The sequence below is a fragment of the Pseudomonas sp. 2995-3 genome (assembly GCF_002742565.1).
Taxonomy (GTDB): Bacteria; Pseudomonadota; Gammaproteobacteria; order Pseudomonadales; family Pseudomonadaceae; genus Aquipseudomonas; species Aquipseudomonas edaphica.
Genome location: NZ_LJSB01000157.1, coordinates 337,136 through 359,901, shown reverse-complemented (window position 1 = coordinate 359,901; position 22,766 = coordinate 337,136). Strand labels below are relative to the sequence as shown.

The window sequence follows — 22,766 nt, the reverse complement described above, 5'->3', positions numbered from 1 at the left end:
TGCGATGGCGGTGTATCAGCCAACTTATCTGGCACAGACATACCGCTATCGCAGGCAAGCCAGCTCCCACATTGGGGTTCATGGTGAGCCTGATAGATCAGCGGATGATCTTCTCGACCTGAATCCCCAGCTTCTTCAGCCGATACCAAAAACTCCTCTCGGAAATCCCGATCTTCGCCGCTGCCGCAGCCTGCACGCCGTTGCTCTCGTTCAACGCCGCCATGATGTAGGTTTTCTCGACCTCAGCCAGCGCCGCATCCAGGTCGGCAGGCACGCCCGGTGTGTCACCGAGCAGCGCCGTAACGCCGTCCTCGGCAGGTTTGGACGCAAACAGATAAGCCGGCAAGTCAATGTCTTCAATCACCGGCGAAGCCGCCACGATGGTCGCCCGCTCCACGCAGTTCTGCAGCTCACGAATATTGCCCGGCCAGTGGTAAGCCGCCATCGCCTGCAATGCCTCGGGGCTGAAGCCGGTGATGCGTTTGCCCGCGGTAGCGCTCAGGGTCTGGGCGAAGTGCCGGGCCAGGGGCACGATGTCTTCGGCGCGCTCGCGCAAGGCCGGCAACGGGATCGGGAATACATTGAGGCGGTAATACAGGTCTTCGCGAAATTCTTTATTGGCCACCGCATCCAGCAGGTTCTTGTTCGTGGCGGCGATCACGCGCACATCCACCTTGCGCTCGCGCGAGTCGCCCACCGGCTCGATCACCCGCTCCTGCAAGGCCCGCAGGATCTTGGCCTGCAACGCCAACGGCATGTCGCCCACTTCATCCAGAAACAAAGTGCCTTGGTCAGCCTGCATAAAGCGCCCTACCCGATCGGCCACGGCACCGGTAAAGGCGCCTTTGCGATGGCCAAACATCTCGCTTTCCAGCAAGCCTTCGGGGATGGCCGCGCAGTTGACCGCCACGAACGGCTTGTCGGCGCGGCTGCCATGTTTGTGAATCGCGCGGGCGACCATTTCCTTGCCGGTGCCGCTCTCGCCGGTCAGCAGGATAGTGGCGTTGCTGTCGCGTACCGAATCGACCGCGTGCAGCACCTGGCGAAACGCCGGGCTGTCGCCCACCAGACTGTCGAACTGCGCATGGTGATCCAGCTCGGCGCGCAGGCGTGCGTTGTCGCGCATGATGTCGCGAAACTGCAGGGCCTTGGCCACGGTGATGTCCAGCTCGTCGATATCGAACGGCTTGGCAATGTAGTCATAGGCGCCATTACGCATCGACTGCACGGCGTTTTTTACCGTGCTGTAGGCGGTCATCACGATCACCGGCAACTCCGGGAAGCGCACTTTTATCTCCGCCAACAGCGCCGGCCCGTCCATGCCTGGCATGCGCCAGTCGCTGATCACCAGGTCGATGTCTTCCTGCTCCAGCACCTTGAGCGCGTGCAGGCCATTGCCGGCGGTAAATACCTGGATGCCGTTCTGGCTCAAGGCCGATGACAGCAAGTCGCAGAGCTTGGGCTCGTCGTCGACTACCAATACGTTATGCGTCATGAACTTCCTCATCGTCACCGTCGTCTTCACCATGGGCCGGAATGTACAGGCTGAAGGTGGCGCCGGCATCTTTCTCACTGGCACATTCGATGCTGCCGTCATGACTTTCCATGATCGAATAGACTTTAGCCAGCCCCAGGCCCGTGCCCGAGGCCTTGGTGGTGACGAATGGCGTGAAGATCCGCTCGATCATATCGGCCGGAATGCCTTGGCCGGTGTCAGCAATGCTGATCACCGTATTGCCGTCCACACTGCGAATGCCCAAGGTCAGGCGCCCGCCTTCGGGCATCGCATCAATGGCATTGAGGATCAGGTTCAGGCATGCCTGCTTGAGTTGCTTGGCATCGGCATAAATCGTCGCGCCGGGCGCCTGGTCATCGATGTGCGCATCGATGTTATGGGTGGCCAGCTCCGGGCTGCAAAAGCCGAGGATCTCTTCCACCACCGGGCGCGCCGCCTGCAACACACGCAGGGGCGGGTTGGGTTTGGCGAAATCCAGAAACTCGGTGATCAGGTCGTTGATGCGGCTGACTTCGCTGATAACGTATTCGAGGTGGCGCTTGTCGGTGTCCGGCAGGTCGACGCGACGATGCAGCAGTTGGGTGGCGGTCTTGATGATGCCCAGCGGGTTGCGAATCTCGTGTGCCAGGCCCATGGCGACTTCGCCCAAAGCATGCAGCCGGTCGCGGCGGCGCAGCTGGGCCTCGAGGTGGTGCAACTCGCCCAGGCGTTCGGTCATGTGGTTGAAGGTGCTGCTCAGTTGCGCCAGCTCATCGCCGCCGCTGACCAGCACGCGATGCTCGTAATTGCCCGAGATCACTGCGTCCACGCCCTGGGATAAATCGCGCAACGGTTTGGTCAGGCGGCGTGACACCAAGACACCGGCGCCCAGCGACAACGCCGAACTCAGCAAGAAGATCAGCACGAACAGGTTGCTCTGGTTCACCAGCCCCACCAGGCTGGTATGGCGCAACAGGCCGCTGAAAATCACGCCTTGCAGTTCGCCGCCATCATTGAAGATCGGCCAGTACAAACCGCTGTAGTTATTGGTGAACTGCTCGCTCGGTTGCTTGGTGGCGCGCATCGCCGTTTCAACATTCGTGGGAATGCGTGACGGATGATTCTCAAAGCGCTGGGTCGAGAATATCTCGGAAAACCCCGTAGGGTTGGCCAGGTACAGGCGCAGGTCGAGGGAATGCACATCGGCCACGCTGGTGAGGAAGCTGCTGTCCAGGTACGTGGCCACCAACAGCACGTAGTCGACGCCCTCTTGGGTGGTTTCGAACGTTGAGACCACCAGGCCCGTCGTCACGCCGGCCACCTGGATGGTTTGCAACACTGCGTTGCTGGTCAGGTTGATCTGCTTGACGACATCGTCAGGGGCCGTGCTGAACACAATCTTGTGGTCACTGACACGAATCAGCGAGACCACGTCGATATCGGTGGCCTCGGCAATATCGGCGGTGAGCCGGTCATGCTTGGCGGCTTGTTTGTTCAACGGCGGAGCCGTGTAGCGCAGGAACAGCTTGGCCATGCGCGCGTTGTCATGCAGGATGTCGCCGATTTCGTCCTTGACGATCTTGGTCGACTCTTGCAGCCAGATGCGCACGTTGCTGTCAAAAATCTGCGACAACGTGGTCGCCGCCAGTTCGGCCGCGATCATGGTCGGGATAACGCTGACCAGCCAGAACGCCAGCACCAGCTTGCGCTGGACGCTCCAACGCGAAATGGCAAAGGGGCGGGCTTTTGGGCGGGTCTTGGTGATCATCAGGTTTCGCTTATCGCAGCAGCCATGGCAGGGTCGGAACGGTCCGGTCTTATGTACATTTTCACGAGTTTGAGCAGGCCGTTGACCAGCCGGTTACGGTGACGGAAGAACATGCTGTTGCCCTGGAACTCGCACCCCAGGCGCAGCTTACTGGCATAGCCCTCCTGACCGCACTCGTACACCGGGATCTTGTGTGCAATACAGTAGTCGACATTGGTCAACCAGTAGCGAAAGTACAAACTGTACGCGCGGCTGAACTCACGGTCATGCCCGAAAAACTTGTCGATCAGCCGATGCTGGTCCAACAGCACCAGGTTGAACGCCACCAGACGCTCATCCACCCAGTAAAGAGCACAGACCGCACGCCCTTGCAGCTGTTCAAGAATGCCGGTGAAATAACGCGCCGGCAGGCGTTCGAACTGCAAATCGGCGCGGCTGAGCGTGTCTTCGTACAGGCGCATCACGTCGGGCAACACATCATCAATAGTGTGCCGCCACTCGACCCGTGGGCCTGGCGCGCGCAACTTGCGGCGCAAGTCTTTGCGGGTCGCCTTGCACAGCGAGCCCAGGTAGGCCTCCACCGAGCCGTAAGGCACCGTCAACCAACCCCTGGGTAAGCTTGGCATACTCTGAAAGCCTGCCTGGCGGCAATTTTCTGCCCAGTCCAGGTCACTGGTCGGCACGTCTTTGACCGCCACCAGGCCAATCCCGAAGGTAGTGGCATCCTCGCGTGCCGCCTCCAGCAAATGCTTGATCAACAGTCGGCGCTGCCCCTGGGGCACGTGACTGGCGATGCCCGCATCGCAACGCTCGGCCACCGGCGAGCCAATGGCATACAACTGCAAGCGCAAAACACCCGGCCACAGTCGCTCCAGGCGCTCGGTAAAGCGCTTGCCGGCGCCCGACACCGTGGTGTCGAGGCGATAATAAGTGATGAACGCGGCGGCAACGGCCACCAGCGTTTCATCGTCGTAGACGGCCAGGTAACGCCACTTGAAATCATCGATCGCGGCGTTTTCCACGGCAACGTAAAAATCCCAATCCTCCAGGGCTGCGGGAAAGCAGTCATTCCAGGCGCAACGCGGGATGGCCCGGATAGTCGAGAAGGCTTGGGCGGTGATCACGTCTAGTCCTTAGGCTGAGGCCCGCTGTCGATAATCCACGGGCGCCTGCACAGCCGGGGCGGCGTGTTGCTCGACAAACTCTGCGCTCAACTCGATCACTCGGCGGTATTGCAGGTCGACGGTGATCATGTGGTAGCAGTTATCCAGCAGGATCTTGGTCACCGGGCCGCCCAGGTGGCGCTCGACATAATCGGCGTTCCAGCGGCTGGTGATGTCGTCCTCGATGGAGTGCAGCACCAGCGCCGGCACCTTGACCTCGGGCATGCGCTTTTTGACCACCGCGTTCATGCGGTGCAACTCGCGCACCGTGATGCCTTCCATGGTCAGTAAACCGGCCTCACTGCTTTCGCCTTCCTTCATCTGACGCTCGACGATCGCCCGCAGGCGCTCGTTCTTGATGCCGTAAGGCGGCTTCTCTTCGAAGCGACAGATGTGCACGCCGAACGGGATCTTCATCAGCAACGGCGTCAAAAACGCCAGCTTGTTAATGCTCCAGCCGTCGTACTTCAAGGTGGTCGAATACATTAGCAGCCCGGCCACTTGCCCAGGGTGCTCGGCGGCCACGTACATCGACATCACCGCGCCCATGGACAAGCCACCGACAAACACCTGCTCATGGCGCTGCTTGACCTGCGCAAAGGTCTTGCGCACGCCTTCGTACCAGTCCAGCCAGCCGGTGGCCTGCAGGTCGCTGTTATCGCCGCAGTGCCCAGCGAGTGTGGGCACATACACCGTGCAGTTACCCGCCTTGGCCAGGCCTTTGGCGACCTGGCGCAATTCCGTCGGGGTGCCGGTCAGGCCGTGGATCAACAGGATCCCGACCGGACCTTCACCGAGAACGAAGCCGGCATCACCCTCGCCGAGGTCGATCCCAACGCTGTTCACCGTTTAGTCGCTCGCACCAGCAATTGCTCGAGCAGCTTCAGGCCCAGGTCGATTTCCGGGTAGCTGATTTCCAGGGACGGTGCCAGGGTGATCACGTTTTTGTAGTAGCCGCCCACGTCGAGGATCAGGCCGAGTTTCTGGCCATCGACGATCATGTCGCCCTTCATGCCTTCTTCGACCATGTAGTCCAGGGTCGCCTTATCCGGCGTGAAGCCATCCGGGCCGCAGATTTCGCAGCGCAGGGCCAGGCCCAGGCCATCGACGTCGCCGATGATCGGGAAACGTTTCTGCAGGTCTTGCAGGCCTTCCAGGAAGTATTTGCCCTTGGCCATGACCATTGCGCCGTAGTCGACTTCGCTGGTCATCTTGAACATTTCCAGGCCTACCGCCGTACCCAGTGGGTTGGAGGCGAAGGTGGAGTGGGTCGAACCTGGCGGGAAGACCTTCGGGTTGATCAGTTCTTCACGCGCCCAGATGCCGCCCAGCGGGTTGAGGCCGTTGGTCAGCGCCTTACCGAAGACGATCACGTCCGGCTGTACGTCGAAGTGTTCGATCGACCACAGTTTGCCGGTACGGTAGAAGCCCATCTGGATTTCGTCGGACACCATCAGGATGCCGTGCTGATCCAGCACTTGCTTCAATTCGCGGTAGAAGTTCATCGGCGGGATCACGTAGCCGCCGGTGCCCTGGATCGGCTCGACGTAGAACGCTGCGTATTCGCACTGGTTGGTTTTCGGGTCCCAGACGCCGTTGTATTCGGTCTCGAACAGCCGCGCGAATTGCTGCACGCAGTGGCTGCCGTATTCTTCTTTGGTCATGCCCTTAGGGCCGCGGAAGTGGTACGGGAACGGGATGAAGTTGGCGCGCTCGCCAAAATGGCCATAGCGGCGACGGTAGCGGAAGCTCGAGGTGATCGACGAAGCGCCGAGGGTACGGCCGTGGTAGCCGCCTTCGAAGGCGAACATCAGGCTCTTGCCGTTGGAGGCGTTACGCACCACTTTCAGCGAGTCTTCGATCGACTGCGAACCGCCGACGTTGAAGTGCACGCGACCGTCGAGGCCGAATTTGTTCTTGGCATCGACCGCGATCATTTCCGACAGCTCGATCTTGCCTTTGTGCAGGTACTGGCTGGCGATTTGCGGCAGGGTGTCGATCTGCTGTTTCAGCGCGTTATTCAAGCGCGGGTTGGCGTAGCCGAAGTTAACGGCCGAGTACCACATTTGCAGGTCGAGGTAGGCCTGGTCTTCGGTGTCCCACACGTAGGAGCCTTCGCAACGGCTGAAAATACGCGGCGGCTCGATGTAGTGAACGGTGTCGCCGTAGGAGCAGTATTTGGCTTCTTTATCCAGAAGAATCTGGTCTTCGGCGGTAGCGATACGAATATCAGACATGGTGGAAGAGTTCCTGATTTTCAACAGAGAGGTCGGCGGCAAAGGTGCCGGAGTTAGCGGCGATGCCTTGTGGCAAAGCGGTCAGCAGTGCGGGCAATTCGGCAAAGGTGTCGAAGCGCGCATGGGGAATGTTGTTGGCTTCGCAGTACTTGGCGAGGCTGCCTTTGGCGAAGACGAAGTCGGCGGTTGAAGCCACGCACATGTCGGACTTGCCGTCGCCGATCACCAGCACGCGCTTGTTGCGCGGCGTGGATTTGCACTTGCAGTTGCCGGAGGCGGCGCGGCAGGCATCGCTGGAATACGGGAAGTCGATGCGCCAGCTGTTCTGGTCGACCTGGCGCAGGCGGTTGGCGAGGATCGGCAGCAAGGTCACGTAGTTGCGCGACAGAATGCGCGCGATGCCTTGCTCGATGCCGTCGCTGACCACTTCGATGGTCGCGCCCAGGCCCATGACGTGATCGACAAAGTCCGGGAAGTCCGGGTCGATTTCAACGCTGTCGAAATACGCCAGCAGTTCAGCCGGGGTGGCCTTGATCAGCGCCAGTTGACGGCTCAGGCATTCGCGGGAACCGATATGCCCATCCAGCCATTCCTGTTCGATGGTTTCCCACTCAGGGCCGGCGAAGCGCTGGAGGACGTTGTCGATGACGTCGGTGGGGGTGATGGTCCCGTCGAAGTCGCACACGATATGCCACTGGATCATTGCGTTTACCTGGAAGAGGAGCGCTCTGTGCGCTTGTGCCAGGGGTATTGCAGAGACTGTGCCAACTGGCCAAAGCCCAGCGGGGCTGGGGTTTTGGTCGATAAACAGGGTGATTTGTGTCGCAGGAGCTACAATTTTTGTAGCTTGCTACAAACAAGATGAGTGCTTGCCTCAGGGACGCTCTTCGCGCGTGAATGCGCGCAGGTTCAGATAAGGAAACGCTCCATGTTCAAGGTTACTTCTGCTGTATTCGCCGGTTTGCTGGGGCTGTGGAGCTTTTCCAGCTCGGTATTGGCCGAAGGTATTACCGGCGAAGTCGGCGCGGGCGTCAGCTATGAGCCCCATGACCCGACAGGCAGCCGCTACGAAACCCGGCCGATTCCTTATTTCGATCTGGATTGGGGCAATGTGAGCCTGGGCACCGACGACGGCCTGACCTGGAGCGCACTCAATACCAACGGTTTCACCGCCGGCCCGTATATCAATTACCTGCCGGGCCGCACGGCCAACGGTTCACTGCGTGGGTTGCGGGATGTGCCGGACATGGCCGAAGTCGGGGGGTTCGTCCAGTACTCACCGGCCGAGTTCTGGCGCGTATACGCCCAGGTTGGCCAAACCGTCGGCGGCTCGCGTGACCAAAGTGGCGTGCTCGGCAAACTGGGCGGCGAGTTGGGCTACCCGCTGGGCGGCGGTATTATCGGCAGCACTGGCTTGATGGCGCATTTTGCTGATGCGCGCCAGACCCAGGCGTTTTTTGGCGTTGATGATAAAGAGTCCGTTGCGTCCGGCATCCGCACCTATAACGCCAGCGCAGGCTTTCAGAACCTGACGCTGACCGAGAGCTTCGAATTCCCACTGGACAGCCACTGGTCACTGTTGACCAGCGCCAGTTGGACTCGCCTGGTGGGGTCGGCGGCGAACAGCACCATCGTCAAAGAGACCGGCAAGGTAAACCAGGGCCAGGTCCAGACGGCGATCAGCTACAAGTTCGACTGACGCATCCTGTGACGCTCTGCGTCATAACTTCAAGGGCAGGACGCGGAGCATCCGGGGCGGCGTTCCCACGCAGAGCAAGGGAACGATCATCAGGCCTTGGCTTCCTGGATGATCTGACGAATAGCCCCGACAAAGGCTTCAGCCGGCTGCCCACCGCTGACCGCGTACTGGTCGTTGAACACGATGGTGGGTACTGAAGTCACACCGCGTGTAATCCACAATTCTTCCTGCTCACGGACTTCAGCAGCGTACTCGTCAGACGCCAGAATTTCAGCCGCGCGCTTGATATCCAACCCAACACTTTCGGCGATGATCGCCAGCGTCGCGTGGTCGGACGGGTCTTGCCCATCACTGAAATACGCCTTGAACAGCGCTTCCTTGAGGTTGTACTGCAACCCTTCAAGCCCCGCCCAATGCAGCAACCGGTGCGCATCGAAGGTGTTGTAGATACGGCTGTGCCCGTCCGTGCGAAAGGCAAAGCCCAGCGCCGCGCCCATGTCGCGGATACGCTCACGGTTGGCCTGGGATTGCTCGGCGGTGGAGCCGTACTTTTCGGTGATGTGCTCGACGATGTTCTGCCCTTCGGCCGGCATCTTCGGGTTCAGCTCAAACGGCTGGAAATGAATTTCGGCCTGCACCTCGCTACCCAGTTGGTCGAGGGCTTCGGTCAGGCCGCGCAGGCCGATGATGCACCAGGGGCAAGACACGTCGCTGACGAAATCGATTTTCAGGGGAGTACTCATGGTAGGCAACCTCGCTGGCATTAATGTGCGCCATAAAGGTTGCACCATACACCAACTTCACAGCACCTTCGAAGGCTCGCCCAGATCAATCTGCGCCCAATGCGCGGCATCTTCGCGATGGGCTTTCAGATACGGCAACACAGCCGTCAGCAGCGGTGCCTTGAAGGCTTCCTGGAAGCGGTGGGCCATGCCCGGTATGAGCTTCAGCTGGCTGCCCTGGATATGCGCGGCCAGGTGTACGCCGTGCATCACCGGCAACAACGGGTCGGCGGTGCCGTGCACCACCAGGGTCGGCACGCGCAATTGGTTAAGCAAAGGCACGCGGCTCGGCTCAGCCAAAATCGCCATGATCTGACGCTTCACGCCGTCCGGGTTGAAGGCGCGGTCGTAGGACAGCGCGGCCTGGTGCAGCAGCGCCTGGCGATCATCTTTCACGTTGGGGCTGCCCAGGGCTGCGAGTAAATCGGCTTGTTGCTCCAGCGCCACTTCACGGTTCGGCGCGCTGCGCCGCGACAGCAACTGCACCAACGCCGCATTGGGCGCCGGCAGGCCTTCGGCGCCGGAACTGGTCATCACCAGCGTCAGGCTTTCGACCCGCTGTGGCGCCATGGCTGCCAGGTGCTGGGCGATCATGCCGCCCATACTCGCGCCCAGCACGTGGAATTGCTGAATCTGCAGCGCGTCCATCAAGCCCAATGCATCGTCGGCCATGTCGGTCAGCGTGTACGGCGCCGCCACCGGTAAACCGAGCTTGTAGCGCAGCACTTCGAACGTCAGGTTGGCGCTGGCGGGAGCCTGGCGCCAGGTGGACAAACCAACGTCACGGTTGTCGTAGCGGATCACGCGAAAACCCTGTTCACACAAGGCCACCACCACTTCATCCGGCCAGTGGATCAACTGCCCGCCCAGGCCCATGACCAACAGCAACGCCGGATCCGACGCTCGGCCGATGCTCTGATAGGCGATGCTGACTTTTTCCAGGTCGACCGTTTGGGTCGGGACATTGACATCACATCGAGAAGCCGCAAAAGACGGCAGGCCGAACACTAGAGCGGCCAATAAAAACAACACGCGCATGAAAAACACCGAAACGCAGAACCCCAGTAGAGCGCGAGTCTGATGAAGTTTGTACAAGCGCGCTGCCACAGTTGCGTGACAGTTTGATGAAGTGCGCCCAACGGTCATGGTCGACATGACTGGCAACATGAGACAAACTCATGATATATCCAATCATCAAAAATTATCTTCATGGAGCGCCCGTGCTCGAAATCCGCCACCTCAAGACCCTGCACGCATTGCGCGAAGCCGACAGCCTGGTCGAAGCCGCCGAACGCCTGCACCTGACGCAATCGGCGCTGTCCCACCAGTTCAAAGAACTGGAAGAGCGCCTGGGCATGCCGCTGTTCGTGCGCAAAACCAAACCGCTGCGCTTCACCAGCGCCGGCTTGCGCCTGCTGCAACTGGCCGATGCCACCCTGCCCTTGTTGCGCGGCGCCGAGCGTGACATTGCGCGTTTGGCCGGTGGCACCGCCGGGCGCTTGCACATGGCGATCGAATGCCACAGCTGCTTCCAGTGGCTGATGCCGACCATCGACCAGTTCCGCGATGCCTGGCCGGAAGTCGAACTGGACCTGGCCTCAGGCTTTGCCTTCGCGCCGCTGCCAGCCCTGGCCCGTGGCGACCTGGACCTGGTGGTGACCTCCGACCCGCTGGAACTGCCGGGCATCACCTATGTGCCCTTGTTTACCTACGAAGCCATGTTGGCCGTGGCCAACCAGCATGCGCTGGCGAACAAGTCGTACATCGTGCCGCAAGACTTGCTCAGCGAAACCCTGATCACCTACCCGGTTGAGCGCGACCGCCTGGATATTTTCACGCGTTTCCTGGAACCGGCCGACGTGGAGCCGGCCCAGGTGCGCACCTCGGAGCTGACGGTGATGATGATGCAATTGGTCGCCAGCGGCCGTGGCGTGTGCGGCATGCCCCATTGGGCGCTGCATGAATACAGCGCGCGTGGGTATGTGAAGGCCAAGCGTTTGGGCGAAAAAGGCTTGTTCGCGACGTTGTATGCGGGGATCCGTGCGGACATGCTGGATGCGCCGTATATGCGCGACTTCTTGCTGACCGCCAAGGACACCTCGTTTTCAACTTTGGATGGGGTCAGCGCCGTGCGTTAATCACGCACAAAGGTGAACACAATGAGGACTCTAATGTGGGAGCTGGCTTGTCGAATCGTCGCACCGCTGCGATGCAGACACCTCGGTGTGTCAGGTACACAGAGTTGATGCTATCGCAGCGGTGCGACGATTCGACAAGCCAGCTCCCACACAGAACTATGGTTCCCCTATGGAATTTCAGTCGCCTTTGAGTTCACGCCACATGTGGACCTTGTCGAAATACTCGATCCCCACCCGCACCGCCAACGGCTCCAGGCCGTATTGAATAAAACCGCAGCGCTGGTACAGCGCGAAGGCTGCGTCGTTGCCGGCGGTGACGGTCAGTTGGATCAGTTTGACGCCGGGCTGGCGTCGCGCGGCATCGAGCGCCGCCTCCAGCAACTCACGGCCCAGGCCCTTGCGCTGATAAGCCTCGGTCACGAACATGCCGAACAGCGTGACTTTGTGCCGCGCCTTTTCCCGGGGTTCAAAGGCCAGGCCGACAATCCCGGCCAAGGTGTCAGCCGCGAACGCGCCGAGTACCCGGTCCAACGGATTGTCCAGGCGCTTTTCCCACCAACTCATTGGCATCCGCGCGCGCTCGGCGACGCTGGAGGTAAACGCTTGGGGATAGGCGCCGTAGGCCTCAAGCATCAGCGCTCGATATGCCTCGGCGTCGTGGGCACCCAGTGGGCGAATCAGCATGCGGTGAGCGACTTTCGGTAAAACGGCAGGATCAAATCCCGCGTTAAAGGCGCCAGGTGCAAGCCGCCGTCACCGGCCGGGTCGATCCAGCGCACTTCTTCAATCTCGGCAGCGGGCGTCACCGGCACATCAATGTGCACCTGGAACAACTCGGCGTGCACCGTAAAACCCGGTTCGTTGGCGGCAGGCGCCGAGAAGTGGCCCAAGTACACGGCATCACTCGGTTTGATACACAGGTTCAGTTCTTCGTACAGCTCACGGGCCAGCGCCTCGGCGGGTTGCTCACCGGCGTCGATCTTGCCGCCGGGCTGCATGAACGCCTGGGTGCCACGTTTGCGTACCAGCAGGGTTTGACCGTCGCTGCCGATCAGCAGGGCGGCGGCAATTCGAATAGTGGAAATGCTCATGAAAGAATCGGTGTCTCTTCAGGTTGTTTGATAAATACGCTGTATTTCGCGCCTTCCATCGCCTCGAACGCAATCAGCTTGTCCACCAGCGGCAGATTCAACACCTTGCCGGCGTTAAGCAACAGCATGCCGTTATCGGCATTGAGGTTGCGGGCCAGCACCATGCCGGCTTCCAGCTCTCGGGTGGAGAGGACCTTGACGCTGGGGTCGCCCAAGGTCACATCGCTGAGGAAGGCCGCGCAGGCCTGCACGAAGTCTTCCACCAGCTCCGGATCGTAAAGACGACCGGCGTACTTGCGGATATACAGCAACGCTTCGTCGCTGTTCAGATGCCGTTCAAGGATCAAGCCTTTTTGCAGTTCGATGAAGTCCACTGCCAGTTTAAGCAGGCGCGAGCCGGGCGGGATCGCATCGCCCTTGAGGTGATCGGGAAACCCTGTACCGTCCCAACGCTCCTGGTGGTGGCGAATGATCCGCGCCGCATCCTTCATCGGTTCCAGGGTCATCAGCAGCGATTCGCTCTGGGTCGGGTACTCGCGATACAGGCCACGGTCGGTGCTGTGCAGCTTGTCCGACGGCGCAACCATCATGCTGTCGCTCCAGCTCAGCTTGCCAATGTTGTACAGCGCAGCGGCCATGGTCAGGTCGCGGGTGCTGGCTTCGTCGATGGACTGGGCCGCGCAGTAGACCCGGATCAGTTCGATCAAGGCGCGGTTGGTCTGTTTGTCCTTGGGCAAGCGCAGGTTGGCCAACAGCGAAAACACTTCGGTACCGGTCACGTAGCTGCGCTTGAGCTCGTCGTAGGCCAGATCGAGCATGTCGGCGGTCTGTTGCAGCTCGCTGGTACGGGCTGCCACGCGCTTTTCCAGGTTGGCGTTCAACACCTTGAGCTGATCATTCTGCTCATGGGCCAGGCGCTCCAGGCGCTGATGCTCCAGGGCCTGGCGCAACACCAGCGGCAGTTCTTCGTCATTCCAGGGTTTGCTGATGTAACGGTGAATCTGCCCTTCGTTGATCGCCTTGATGATCGTCGCAAGGTCAGCATAGCCGGTCAACAGGATGCGGCTGGTGGCCGGGTACAGCCGGTGGACTTCAGCCAGCAACTGCGCGCCGTCCATGCCGGGCATGCGCGCGTCGCTCATCACCAGGTCGATGGGCTGGGCCGCCATGATCTCCAGGGCCTGGGCGCCGCTGCCGGCGAGTACGACATTGAAGGGTTGGCCGCGCAACAGGCGGCGCAGGCTGTTGAGGATCGATTCTTCATCATCAACCAGCAGAATCGTGGGTGGGGTCGCAAGCTGTTCATCCATGGTTACTGCGCCTTAAAAATAAACGTAATAGAGCTAAATTGAACCCTGGTATCCCGCCGCGTTTCTGCGCTTGATGCACGCAGCCACGCAGCTGATTTGACGCCAACTTGCCGTCGATTTCAAGGGAACTCAACTATGCTGTCTCAACCGGTACGTACTCCTCCCGGATGTCAAACCAAGGAAGGAAGTGTTATGCCATCAACCCTGTTGCCAATGCAGAGTGCGCCATGAAGCCGGATTCAGGGCGGGCCAACCGACGCATTCTGATCGTGGATGACACCGCCTCTATCCACGAAGATTTCCGCAAGATTCTGTGCGCCAATCCCAACGATGCCCCCTCACTGGACAGCCTGGAAGAAGCCCTGTTCGGCACCGCGGCGCCGGTGCGCCAGGCGTTTTTGCTGGATTCGGCCTATCAGGGCCAGGAGGCCCTTGCCCTGGTGAACAAAGCCCTGGCGGACGGTGCGCCCTACGCCATGGTGTTTATCGACATGCGCATGCCGCCCGGCTGGGATGGCCTGCACACCATCGAACAGTTGTGGAACGTCGACCCCAACCTGCAGGTTGCCCTGTGCACCGCCTACTCCGATTACTCCTTTGAGGCCATCGAAGCGCGATTGAAGTACAACGACCAGCTACTGATCCTGAAAAAACCCTTTGACCACCTGGAAATCCGCCAGATGGCCAGCGCCCTGACCTGGAAATGGCAGCTCGCCCAAGACGTCGCCCTCAAGGTACTGGGCCTGGAGCGCACCATTGAAGAACGCGTGCAGGAACTGCTCAAAGTGTCGCACCTGTTGCAATACGACGCGCTCACGCAGTTGCCCAACAGCACGTTGCTGGGTGACCGCCTGACCCAGGCCATCGCCTTGGGCCGACGGCATGACACACAACTGGCGGTGATATTTATCGGGCTCGACCGCTTCAAGCGCATCAACAATGCCTTGGGGTATCCGGCGGGCGACGAGGTGCTCCAGCAGGTCAGCCAGAGCCTGGTGGCGACGGTGCGAGACTCGGATTCAGTGTTTCGCTACGGGGCCGACGAGTTTGTGATTCTGCTCAACGATATCCAGCACCCGCAACAAACCCAGCATATTGCGCAAAAGTTGCTCACGGCCGTGCGCACAACCCGCCACGTCGCCGGGCACGACCTGAGCGTCACCGCCAGCCTGGGCATCAGTATTTACCCCAATGACAGCAGCACGGCGGTGGAACTGATCAAACATGCCGAAACCGCCATGCACACCAGCAAGGAGCGTGGCCCGGGTGATTTCAGCTTTTATACCGAGACCATGAACCTGCGCGCGCAACACCAGCAAGGCCTGGAAAGCGCGATCCGCCAGGCCCTGGAGCGTGACGAGTTCGTGCTGCACTACCAACCGAAACTGGAATTGAAAACCGGCAAAATCGTCGGTGCCGAAGCCTTGATACGTTGGTTTGCGCCGCGCGCCGGATGGGTCAGTCCGTCTGAGTTCATTCCGGTGGCCGAAGACAGTGGGCTGATAGTGCCCTTGACCCAGTGGGTACTGCGCCGGGCCTGCGAGCAAGGGCAAGCCTGGCGCGCCATGGGCTTGAGCCCGTTGTGCATCTCGGTGAACGTCTCGGCCATCGACTTTCGCCAGCGGGACTTTACCGACAACCTGGCCGAGATACTCACACAGACCGGCCTGCCGCCTGCCCAATTGGAGTTGGAAATCACCGAAAGCGTGTTGATGCAGAATGTCGATGACACCGTCGCCACCTTGAACACCATCAAGGCCATGGGCGTGCGTCTGGCCCTGGATGACTTCGGCACCGGTTATTCCAGCCTCAGCTACCTGCGGCGCTTTTCCATCGACGTGCTGAAAATCGACCAATCTTTCGTACGCGGCATGAGCGTAAATAGCCAGGACGCGCAACTGATCAGCGCTATCATCGGCATGGGCAAAAGTCTGAACATGAGCATCATTGCCGAAGGCGTGGAGACGATCGAACAACTGAACTTCCTGCAAGCTCAGCGGTGCGAAGAAGGCCAGGGTTTTCTATTCAGCAAAGCCGTGCCCCCAAAGGATTTTGCGCAGTTGATGCAAGCCGGTCACCCTGCCCTGATGCCCGATCAATAGCCGATTGCAAGGAGTGCTCGCTTGAGCGAAGTATCAACCCAAGGGCTCATTTTCACCTTATGGTTAGGCGCGAGTCTGCCACTGGCAGCCGCACCGCTGGACGAGGCACTCAAACCCTTGCCGGGCGTGCCGACGCTGGACCCGGCCAAAGTCGAACTGGGCCGGCAACTGTTCAATGAGCCGCGCCTGTCAGCCAACAACACCCTGTCCTGCGCCAGTTGCCATCGCCTGGAGTCCGGCGGCGCCGACGACAAGCCGTTTTCGATCGGTTTTGACGGCAAACCGGTAGAGGTCAACACCCCATCGGTGTTCAACGCCAGCCTGAATTTCAAACAGTTCTGGAATGGTCGTGTCGACACGCTGGAGGCGCAAGTCGAACACGTGGTCACCAGCACGGCAGAAATGGGCAGCGACTGGAAAACCGTGGTGCAGAACCTCGCCGCCGTGCCCGCCTACCAGAGCGCATTCCAGCAAACCTATCCCGATGGGGTCACCGCCGCCAATGTGCAAAACGCCCTGGCCACCTATGAGCGCACGCTGCTCACGCCCGACTCACGGTTTGACCAATACTTGAAGGGCAATACGGAGATCCTGACCCTCAAGGAAAAGTACGGCTACCAGCGTTTCAAAGATTACGGCTGTATCGCCTGCCACCAGGGTGTGAACATCGGCGGCAACATGTTTCAAAAATTCGGCGTGATGGCTGACTACTTCAAGGACCGCGGCAACCCGGTCGAGTCGGACCTGGGGCGTTACCTGTTGACCAAGGATGAAGAGGACCGCTATGTGTTCAAGGTGCCCAGCCTGCGTAATGTGGCGGTCACCGCGCCCTACTTTCACGACGCTTCGGCCAAGAGCCTGGAAGAGGCTGTGGACGTGATGTTCAAGTATCAGCTGGGGCGCACTCCGACCCAGGAAGACAAGGACCTGATCATCCTGTTTCTCAAGACCCTGACTGGCCAATGGGCGGGCAAGCCGTTATGAGCCGACTGCCGAGCCTGTCCCGCCGCCGTATCAGTCAGCTGTTGCTGGGGTTGATGACCCTGCTGCTGGCCTCGACCCTGGTTTTTTTGTACCTCATGTCCTCCCGCGACCAAACGGCCAGCTACACCCAGTCACGGGATCTGATCCGCCAGCTCCAGCAACTCAACGCACAATGGGACAGCGAAGTGCTCAAGGCCCGGATCGCGATTACCCACAACTACGATCCGCTGGTGACACCACTCACCGAAATGACGCGTATATGGGCCGAACTTAGCAGCCGCAGCACCTACCACAACAGCGTCGACCTGCCCCGTTGGCGCACCATCCAGCTAGCGTATGAAACCGCCATCCAGGAAAAGGCGCGGCTGGTAGACAGGTTCAAATCCCACAATGCGGTGCTGCGCAACTCGCTGGCGTTTCTGCCGACCGCTGAAGACGATATCCAGGCCCAGTTCAATCGTGTTGACGATGGAGGGCGGCTGCAACTGCAAAGCGTGGCCACCGACACCTACGACCTGCTGCTCAGCAGCCTGGAGTTCGCCCAGGTCACCAGCGACGACCGCGCCGCCGACATTCTGGTGGGCCTGGGCAAACTGGAAATTAACAAGGAACGCCTGCCCATTGAGTTCCAGGCCCCGGTCGAGATCCTCAGCAACCACATTTCGCTGATCCTGCGCGAGCAACCGGTGGTCAACAGCCTCCTCGAACGAATTGCCGCAGTGCCCGTGGCCGAGCGCCTGGATGACTTGACCACCCACCTCAACCAGGACCAGCAGGCGGCCGACCTCATTGATCATCAATACCACCGCTATCTGTTGATTTTCTCAACCTTGCTGGTGGTGTTGCTGCTGTACCTGGCGGTACGCCTGTTGCGCAGTTTCGCCGAGATCAACCGGATCAATCGTGCCTTGCAGGCCGCCAACGAAACCCTGGAACAAAGGGTGGAGCGGCGCACGCAACAGCTCAAGGACGCCCAGAGCGAGCTGATGGACAGCGCCCGCCAGGCGGGCATGGCGGAAATCGCCACGAACGTGCTGCACAACGTCGGCAACGTGCTCAACAGTGTGAACATTTCCGCCGACCTGGTGGGGCGCAAATTGCGCAACAGCAAGGCCCAGGGCCTGGGCAAAGCCATGCAATTGATCAACGCGCATCAGGGCGACCTGGGCACCTTCCTCAGCGAGGATGAAAAGGGCAAGTTGCTGCCGGGCTACCTGAACCAATTGGTCGAAGCGATTGCAGTCGAACAGCAAGACATGAGCGAGGAACTGACGCAACTGAGCAAAAGCGTTGACCACATCAAGGACATCGTCTCGACCCAGCAATCCTATGCCGGCGCCTCCACACTGCTCGAACCCGTCAACATCAGCGCGTTGATGGAAGACGCCCTGCGCATGAACGCCGGCGCTTTGAGCCGTCATCACGTCACGGTGGTCAAGGAGTACGCGCAAGTACCGGAGATTCTGGGCGACAAACACCGGCTGTTGCTGATCATGGTCAACCTGATCAGCAACGCCAAGTACGCCATGTCCAACCTCAGTGACCGGCCACGGCAAATGACCCTGACCGTGCAACCGGCGGCTGAAGAGACGCTGAAAATCAGTGTAAGGGACGATGGCGAGGGCATACCCGCCGAGAACATGACCCGGATATTCACCCACGGCTTCACCACGCGCAAAGAAGGCCACGGCTTCGGCCTGCACAGCTGCGCCCTGGCCGCCGTGGAAATGCACGGCCAACTCAGCGCCCACAGCGATGGGCCAGGCCTTGGCGCAGTGTTTACCTTGACGATTCCTCTTACCCTTGCCGGAACTGCCCCATGAACCAGACTCCCAACCGGCGCATTCTGTTGATTGATGACACACCGTCAATTCATGAAGACTTTCGCAAGATTCTGATGCCGAGCGTGGCCGCCAACCCTGCACTGGACGACCTGGAATCAGCGCTGTTCGGCGCCGCCGCCACGCCTCAGGCTCAGGTATTCGACCTGCATTCGGCGTACGGCGGCGAAGAAGGCCTGGGCTTGCTGACCACGGCCATGGCAGAACAACGGCCCTATGCGCTGGCTTTTGTGGACATGCGCATGCCCCAGGGCTGGGACGGCGCGAAGACCATCGAGGCATTGTGGAAGGTCGACCCCGACCTGCAAGTGGTGGTGTGCACCGCGTACTCGGATTACTCCTGGGAGGACCTGCTCTTTCGCCTGCACGCCCATGACCGCTTGCTGATCCTGAAAAAACCCTTCGACAACATTGAGGTCCAGCAAATGGCCAACACCTTGGCCAACAAGTGGGACATGGCCCGTCGCGCCGCCTTGCAAACCTCCCACCTGGAACAGCTGGTGGAACAACGTACCCAGGCGCTGCAACTGGAAATCGACGAGCGCAAGCACTTGGAAAGCCAGCTGGTGCAGTCGGAAAAGCTCGCGTCGCTGGGTCAGCTTGCCGCCGGTGTCGCCCATGAGATCAACAACCCGGTAGGCTTCATTTCGTCCAACCTCAGCACCCTCGATGGCTACTTCAACCAGCTGCAACAGATGCTTGAAGCTTATCGACACACTGAAGAAATAATCGCATCGCAACCACAGCGCGACCAGCTAAAGGCTTTGCGCACGACGTTGGAGCTGGACTTTCTCAAGGAGGACATCCCGATCCTGATCCGCGAATCCAAGGATGGCATTGGCCGCGTGGTGCAAATCGTCAAAGACCTGAAAAATTTTTCGCGGGTGGACAACGACCAGACCTGGCAATTCACCAACCTGCAACAAGGCATTGATTCGACGCTGAACATCGTCGCCAGCGAACTGAAGTACAGGGCTGATGTGGTCAAGCACTACATGCCGCTGCCGGACATAGAGTGCCTGGCGTCGCAGCTCAATCAAGTGGTGATGAATCTGGTAATCAATGCCGCACAAGCCATGGGCCCGGAACGCGGCACCATTACCATCAGCAACGGCGTGGAAGGTGAGAACATCTGGCTGGAAGTGGCGGACGACGGCTGTGGCATTGCGCCGGAAACCGTGCAGAAGATTTTCGACCCCTTCTTCACCACCAAACCCGTCGGCGAAGGCACTGGCCTGGGGTTGTCACTCTCCTACGGCATCGTCAAGAAACACCGGGGCTCAATCTCGGTCAGCAGTGAGTTGGGCAAGGGCACAACCTTTCGGGTGGTGCTGCCGATTCGGCAAACGGCGGCGTAGGGCACGCCGCCGAGTCGGGGTTATGCATCCGCCTTTTTTGGGCTGGACCCAAACGAAGCGAAACGCTTGTTGAACCCGGCGATCCGGCCTTCGACCTGGGTCTTGCGCTGCTGGCCGGTATAGATCGGGTGCGAGGCGCTGGACACATCGAGCGGGATATACGGGTAAGTGTTGCCGTCACTGTGTGTATGGGTGCGGTCGCTGTCGGCGGTGGAGCCGATCAGGAAGAACACGTCGGCGGCGGTGTCGTGGAACAGCACAGTGCGGTAGTCGGGATGGATACCAGCTTTCATAAGGCCTCCGGGGCGTCTGGGTGCAATTCAAGTGTTATACAGTAACATAAATCATGCGCCCAAACGAGAACCGATTGCAATAAGAATAGGCCGACTGCTTCTATGCCGCTTCCTGGAAGTCCATTTCCGGGGGTTGTTTCGAGAAACCGCGTGTGAGAAAGCCCAGGTACACCAGGCCAATCACCAACCACACCGCGCCCAGGTAAATCGCCAGGTGATCGAGGCTGACCATCAGCCACACGTCCGCGAGCAAGCCGATGGTCGGGAATACCAGGAACAGGATCACCTCACGCACACCGCGCTGTTTGGCGCCGATCCAGTAGTGAAAGATCACCGACAGGTTCACCAGGCTGAACGCCAGGAACGCACCGAAGTTGATGAACGAAGTTGAGGTGGTCACGTCGAGCTTCAACGCCAGCAAGGCCACCACCGCACACAACAGGATGCTGTTGACCGGCGTGCCGAAGCGCGCATGCAAGGTGCCGAAGAACGACTTGGGCAACACACCGTCACGGCCCATGGCAAACAACAGCCGCGAACCGCTGGCCTGGGCCGACAGCCCCGAGGCGAACTGGCCGACGATCAGGCCGATCAGGAAGATCGACACAAACAGGTCGCCGCCCACGTTGCGGGCAATCTCGTAGGCCGCCGAATCCACATCGGCGAATTCGAACGACGGGTGGGCGATCTGCACGAAGTACGACACGCCGACGAAGATCAGACCGCCGATCAAGGTGATCAGCATGATTGCCCGTGGGATGGTACGGCGCGGGTCGCGGGTTTCTTCGGTGAGGGTACTGACCGCATCAAAGCCCAGGAACGAATAGCAGGCGATGGCCGCGCCGCTCATGATCAGCGGCATGTGCATCTGGCCGTTGAAGAACGGGGCGATGGTCCATAGCGGCTTGCTCGCGTCACCGCCGATGTAGTGGATGCACAGCGCGACAAACGCGATCAGCACCAGAAATTGCACCAGCATCAGCAGCGCGTTGATGCCGTTGGCGAGCTTCAACCCGATGATATTGATTGCCGTGGTGATACCGATAAAGGCCAGCACCCACACCCACTGCGGCACCGCCGGGAACGCCGAATGCAGGTACGCAGCGCCGATCAACCAGATGGCCATGGGCAGGAACAGGTAGTCGAGCAACACCGCCCAACCGGCGATAAAGCCCAGCTTGGGGCTGATGGCCTTGCGCACATAGCTGTAGGCGGAACCGGCCACCGGGAATGCCGAGGCCATGCGCCCGTAGCTCATGGCGGTAAAGAACATCGCCACCAGGGCCGCCAGGTAAGCGGCCGGGACCATACCGCCGGTGGATTGCGCGAGGATGCCGAAGGTGCCGAGCACAATGATCGGCGTCATATAGGCGATGCCAAACAGCACCACCGACCCTAACGACAGGGTGCGTTGCAAACGAGCCATGAGCGATTCTCCGCTGATTTATTAGATTTATGGCAGAACTGAAGTCAGTGAAGCGCAAACTATTTTTATGAATGATGCTGCTGTTGTGGCGAGGGAGCTTGCTCCCGCTGGGGCGCGTAGCGGCCCTAAAATTTTGGGGCCGCTGCGCAGCCCAGCGGGAGCAAGCTCCCTCGCCACTAGGGGCCAGTCTTAAACGTGGGGGATCAGCAATTCGCGCGTCCCATCGCTGCGCTCAATCACCTCGCCGGGCAATTTCAAGCGCTGGTCATCCAGGTAGCGGTAGTCCTTGCGAGCCGCCACCAATTGGTCGAGATCCAGCTCGACGGTGAATTGCCCTTCCTCACGCCCCGCTTCAAACAGCAAGGTGCCGATCGGGTCCACCAGGGCGCTGCCACCGGCGAACAACAGGTCGTCGTCGCCCTCTTCGACCCGGTTGACCATCAGCGCAAACGCCTGGTTTTCCTGGGCGCGGGCCATGATCGCGGTGCGGTGCGTGGGGCCGTAAGGGTCCATGTTGCCGTTGGTGACGATCAGCAGCTCGGCACCCAGTTGCGCCAGGGCGCGGGCGGTTTCCGGGAACTCGATGTCGTAGCAAATCAGCAGGCCGACGCGCACGCCGTTCCACAGGCATGTGGCGTAACGATCGCCAGCGGTGAACACGCCGCGATCCGAAGCCCACAGATGCGTCTTGCGATAACGCAGGGCGATGCCCTCGGGGGTGATCAGCAAGGTGGTGTTATAGAACTGGCCACCGTCGTGTTCGGCCATGCCGATGACCACGGCGATATTGCGCGCACGGGCCGCCTGGATAACCGCTTGTACGGTGGGGCCGTCTACCGGCTCGGCGATAGTGGCGACGGTCTCGGCCGACGGGAAGCCCATCAGGTGGGTTTCCGGGAAGACGATCAGTTGCGTGTCGGCGGCGCACGCAGCAATGGCCGCCAAGGCGCGCTCAAGGTTGTAAGCTGTACCGTTATCGCGGCCTGCCAATTGGGCAAATTCGACCTTCATGGGTATTCCTTGTTCTTTATCCGTGTCGCAGTATGCGCAGCCAACACCGGCCAGGGAATTACGCGGCC

General features: G+C 60.1%; 20 protein-coding genes. 6 read left to right on the top strand and 14 right to left on the bottom strand.

What is annotated here, in order from left to right; translation table 11 throughout:
• Window positions 1–97: 97 nt before the first annotated feature.
• The 6 genes from AOA62_RS09275 to AOA62_RS09250 are packed head-to-tail and all read right to left on the bottom strand — an operon-like array spanning window position 98 to window position 7,366.
• Window positions 98–1,495: a sigma-54 dependent transcriptional regulator gene (locus AOA62_RS09275; protein ID WP_017137025.1), complete on the bottom strand. Its 1,398-nt coding sequence runs from the start codon at window positions 1,493–1,495 to the stop codon at window positions 98–100.
• Window positions 1,485–3,263, bottom strand: coding sequence for a HAMP domain-containing sensor histidine kinase (locus AOA62_RS09270; protein WP_017137024.1), 1,779 nt, complete (start codon window positions 3,261–3,263; stop codon window positions 1,485–1,487). The genes AOA62_RS09275 and AOA62_RS09270 overlap by 11 nt, the downstream gene beginning before the upstream one ends.
• Window positions 3,263–4,387: a GNAT family N-acetyltransferase gene (locus tag AOA62_RS09265; protein ID WP_099548512.1), complete on the bottom strand. Its 1,125-nt coding sequence runs from the start codon at window positions 4,385–4,387 to the stop codon at window positions 3,263–3,265. The genes AOA62_RS09270 and AOA62_RS09265 overlap by 1 nt, the downstream gene beginning before the upstream one ends.
• Window positions 4,388–4,396: 9 nt before the next feature.
• Window positions 4,397–5,272: a carboxylesterase gene (locus tag AOA62_RS09260; RefSeq protein ID WP_017137022.1), complete on the bottom strand. Its 876-nt coding sequence runs from the start codon at window positions 5,270–5,272 to the stop codon at window positions 4,397–4,399.
• A complete protein-coding gene (locus tag AOA62_RS09255; protein ID WP_017137021.1) occupies window positions 5,269–6,663 on the bottom strand; it encodes an aspartate aminotransferase family protein in 1,395 nt (464 codons plus the stop codon). The genes AOA62_RS09260 and AOA62_RS09255 overlap by 4 nt, the downstream gene beginning before the upstream one ends.
• The gene (locus AOA62_RS09250) at window positions 6,656–7,366 is read right to left on the bottom strand and encodes an MtnX-like HAD-IB family phosphatase (RefSeq protein WP_017137020.1); all 711 of its coding nucleotides are present in this window, start codon (window positions 7,364–7,366) and stop codon (window positions 6,656–6,658) included. The genes AOA62_RS09255 and AOA62_RS09250 overlap by 8 nt, the downstream gene beginning before the upstream one ends.
• Before the next feature lie 225 nt (window positions 7,367–7,591).
• Between AOA62_RS09250 and AOA62_RS09245 the strand changes: the two genes are divergently transcribed.
• Entirely contained in the window at window positions 7,592–8,362 is a 771-nt protein-coding gene (locus AOA62_RS09245; RefSeq protein WP_099548511.1) for a MipA/OmpV family protein, read from the top strand.
• An 89-nt stretch (window positions 8,363–8,451) separates the two neighbouring features.
• On the opposite strand, the gene AOA62_RS09240 is transcribed toward AOA62_RS09245, so the two are convergent.
• Window positions 8,452–9,105: a DsbA family oxidoreductase gene (locus AOA62_RS09240; protein WP_017137018.1), complete on the bottom strand. Its 654-nt coding sequence runs from the start codon at window positions 9,103–9,105 to the stop codon at window positions 8,452–8,454.
• Window positions 9,106–9,162: 57 nt separating this feature from the next.
• Window positions 9,163–10,182 carry an alpha/beta fold hydrolase gene (locus tag AOA62_RS09235; RefSeq protein WP_099548510.1) on the bottom strand — a complete coding sequence of 340 codons (1,020 nt, stop codon included), beginning with the start codon at window positions 10,180–10,182 and terminating at the stop codon, window positions 9,163–9,165.
• A gap of 182 nt (window positions 10,183–10,364) precedes the next feature.
• On the opposite strand from AOA62_RS09235, the gene metR reads away from it, so the two are divergent.
• Window positions 10,365–11,282, top strand: coding sequence for a transcriptional regulator MetR (gene metR / locus AOA62_RS09230; protein WP_017137016.1), 918 nt, complete (start codon window positions 10,365–10,367; stop codon window positions 11,280–11,282).
• 177 nt (window positions 11,283–11,459) lie between these two features.
• On the opposite strand, the gene AOA62_RS09225 is transcribed toward metR, so the two are convergent.
• Genes AOA62_RS09225 through AOA62_RS09215 form a run of 3 tightly spaced genes read right to left on the bottom strand, consistent with a single transcriptional unit; the run spans window position 11,460 to window position 13,683 of the window.
• Window positions 11,460–11,966 carry a GNAT family N-acetyltransferase gene (locus AOA62_RS09225; protein WP_099548509.1) on the bottom strand — a complete coding sequence of 169 codons (507 nt, stop codon included), beginning with the start codon at window positions 11,964–11,966 and terminating at the stop codon, window positions 11,460–11,462.
• A complete protein-coding gene (locus AOA62_RS09220) occupies window positions 11,960–12,373 on the bottom strand; it encodes an NUDIX domain-containing protein (protein WP_017135907.1) in 414 nt (137 codons plus the stop codon). Before AOA62_RS09220 ends, AOA62_RS09225 begins: the two co-directional genes overlap by 7 nt.
• The gene (locus AOA62_RS09215; RefSeq protein WP_017135906.1) at window positions 12,370–13,683 is read right to left on the bottom strand and encodes an HD domain-containing phosphohydrolase; all 1,314 of its coding nucleotides are present in this window, start codon (window positions 13,681–13,683) and stop codon (window positions 12,370–12,372) included. The genes AOA62_RS09220 and AOA62_RS09215 overlap by 4 nt, the downstream gene beginning before the upstream one ends.
• Window positions 13,684–13,910: 227 nt before the next feature.
• Between AOA62_RS09215 and AOA62_RS09210 the strand changes: the two genes are divergently transcribed.
• From AOA62_RS09210 to AOA62_RS09195, 4 genes are read left to right on the top strand one after another with little or no spacing between them, the layout of a single operon-like run.
• Entirely contained in the window at window positions 13,911–15,785 is a 1,875-nt protein-coding gene (locus tag AOA62_RS09210; RefSeq protein WP_017135905.1) for a bifunctional diguanylate cyclase/phosphodiesterase, read from the top strand.
• Between the two features lie 21 nt (window positions 15,786–15,806).
• Entirely contained in the window at window positions 15,807–16,769 is a 963-nt protein-coding gene (locus AOA62_RS09205) for a cytochrome-c peroxidase (RefSeq protein WP_099548508.1), read from the top strand.
• Entirely contained in the window at window positions 16,766–18,592 is a 1,827-nt protein-coding gene (locus tag AOA62_RS09200) for a DAHL domain-containing protein (protein ID WP_032865483.1), read from the top strand. The genes AOA62_RS09205 and AOA62_RS09200 overlap by 4 nt, the downstream gene beginning before the upstream one ends.
• Window positions 18,589–19,968, top strand: coding sequence for an ATP-binding protein (locus AOA62_RS09195; RefSeq protein ID WP_017135902.1), 1,380 nt, complete (start codon window positions 18,589–18,591; stop codon window positions 19,966–19,968). Before AOA62_RS09200 ends, AOA62_RS09195 begins: the two co-directional genes overlap by 4 nt.
• Before the next feature lie 20 nt (window positions 19,969–19,988).
• On the opposite strand, the gene AOA62_RS09190 is transcribed toward AOA62_RS09195, so the two are convergent.
• From AOA62_RS09190 to AOA62_RS09180, 3 genes are all read right to left on the bottom strand, one after another.
• Window positions 19,989–20,261, bottom strand: coding sequence for a type B 50S ribosomal protein L31 (locus tag AOA62_RS09190; RefSeq protein ID WP_017135901.1), 273 nt, complete (start codon window positions 20,259–20,261; stop codon window positions 19,989–19,991).
• Window positions 20,262–20,361: 100 nt separating this feature from the next.
• The gene (locus AOA62_RS09185; RefSeq protein ID WP_099548507.1) at window positions 20,362–21,687 is read right to left on the bottom strand and encodes an APC family permease; all 1,326 of its coding nucleotides are present in this window, start codon (window positions 21,685–21,687) and stop codon (window positions 20,362–20,364) included.
• Window positions 21,688–21,876: 189 nt separating this feature from the next.
• Window positions 21,877–22,698: a carbon-nitrogen hydrolase family protein gene (locus tag AOA62_RS09180; RefSeq protein WP_099548506.1), complete on the bottom strand. Its 822-nt coding sequence runs from the start codon at window positions 22,696–22,698 to the stop codon at window positions 21,877–21,879.
• Window positions 22,699–22,766 lie beyond the last annotated feature (68 nt).

What these genes read in the sequence shown, in the direction of transcription:
- AOA62_RS09275 (WP_017137025.1), bottom strand. Translation starts at nt 1,495, where the DNA reads ATGACGCATAACGTATTGGTAGTCGACGACGAGCCCAAGCTCTGCGAC.
- AOA62_RS09270 (WP_017137024.1), bottom strand. Translation starts at nt 3,263, where the DNA reads ATGATCACCAAGACCCGCCCAAAAGCCCGCCCCTTTGCCATTTCGCGT.
- AOA62_RS09255 (WP_017137021.1), bottom strand. Translation starts at nt 6,663, where the DNA reads ATGTCTGATATTCGTATCGCTACCGCCGAAGACCAGATTCTTCTGGAT.
- AOA62_RS09250 (WP_017137020.1), bottom strand. Translation starts at nt 7,366, where the DNA reads ATGATCCAGTGGCATATCGTGTGCGACTTCGACGGGACCATCACCCCC.
- AOA62_RS09245 (WP_099548511.1), top strand. Translation starts at nt 7,592, where the DNA reads ATGTTCAAGGTTACTTCTGCTGTATTCGCCGGTTTGCTGGGGCTGTGG.
- AOA62_RS09240 (WP_017137018.1), bottom strand. Translation starts at nt 9,105, where the DNA reads ATGAGTACTCCCCTGAAAATCGATTTCGTCAGCGACGTGTCTTGCCCC.
- AOA62_RS09235 (WP_099548510.1), bottom strand. Translation starts at nt 10,182, where the DNA reads ATGCGCGTGTTGTTTTTATTGGCCGCTCTAGTGTTCGGCCTGCCGTCT.
- AOA62_RS09225 (WP_099548509.1), bottom strand. Translation starts at nt 11,966, where the DNA reads ATGCTGATTCGCCCACTGGGTGCCCACGACGCCGAGGCATATCGAGCG.
- AOA62_RS09220 (WP_017135907.1), bottom strand. Translation starts at nt 12,373, where the DNA reads ATGAGCATTTCCACTATTCGAATTGCCGCCGCCCTGCTGATCGGCAGC.
- AOA62_RS09215 (WP_017135906.1), bottom strand. Translation starts at nt 13,683, where the DNA reads ATGGATGAACAGCTTGCGACCCCACCCACGATTCTGCTGGTTGATGAT.
- AOA62_RS09210 (WP_017135905.1), top strand. Translation starts at nt 13,911, where the DNA reads ATGAAGCCGGATTCAGGGCGGGCCAACCGACGCATTCTGATCGTGGAT.
- AOA62_RS09200 (WP_032865483.1), top strand. Translation starts at nt 16,766, where the DNA reads ATGAGCCGACTGCCGAGCCTGTCCCGCCGCCGTATCAGTCAGCTGTTG.
- AOA62_RS09195 (WP_017135902.1), top strand. Translation starts at nt 18,589, where the DNA reads ATGAACCAGACTCCCAACCGGCGCATTCTGTTGATTGATGACACACCG.
- AOA62_RS09190 (WP_017135901.1), bottom strand. Translation starts at nt 20,261, where the DNA reads ATGAAAGCTGGTATCCATCCCGACTACCGCACTGTGCTGTTCCACGAC.
- AOA62_RS09185 (WP_099548507.1), bottom strand. Translation starts at nt 21,687, where the DNA reads ATGGCTCGTTTGCAACGCACCCTGTCGTTAGGGTCGGTGGTGCTGTTT.
- AOA62_RS09180 (WP_099548506.1), bottom strand. Translation starts at nt 22,698, where the DNA reads ATGAAGGTCGAATTTGCCCAATTGGCAGGCCGCGATAACGGTACAGCT.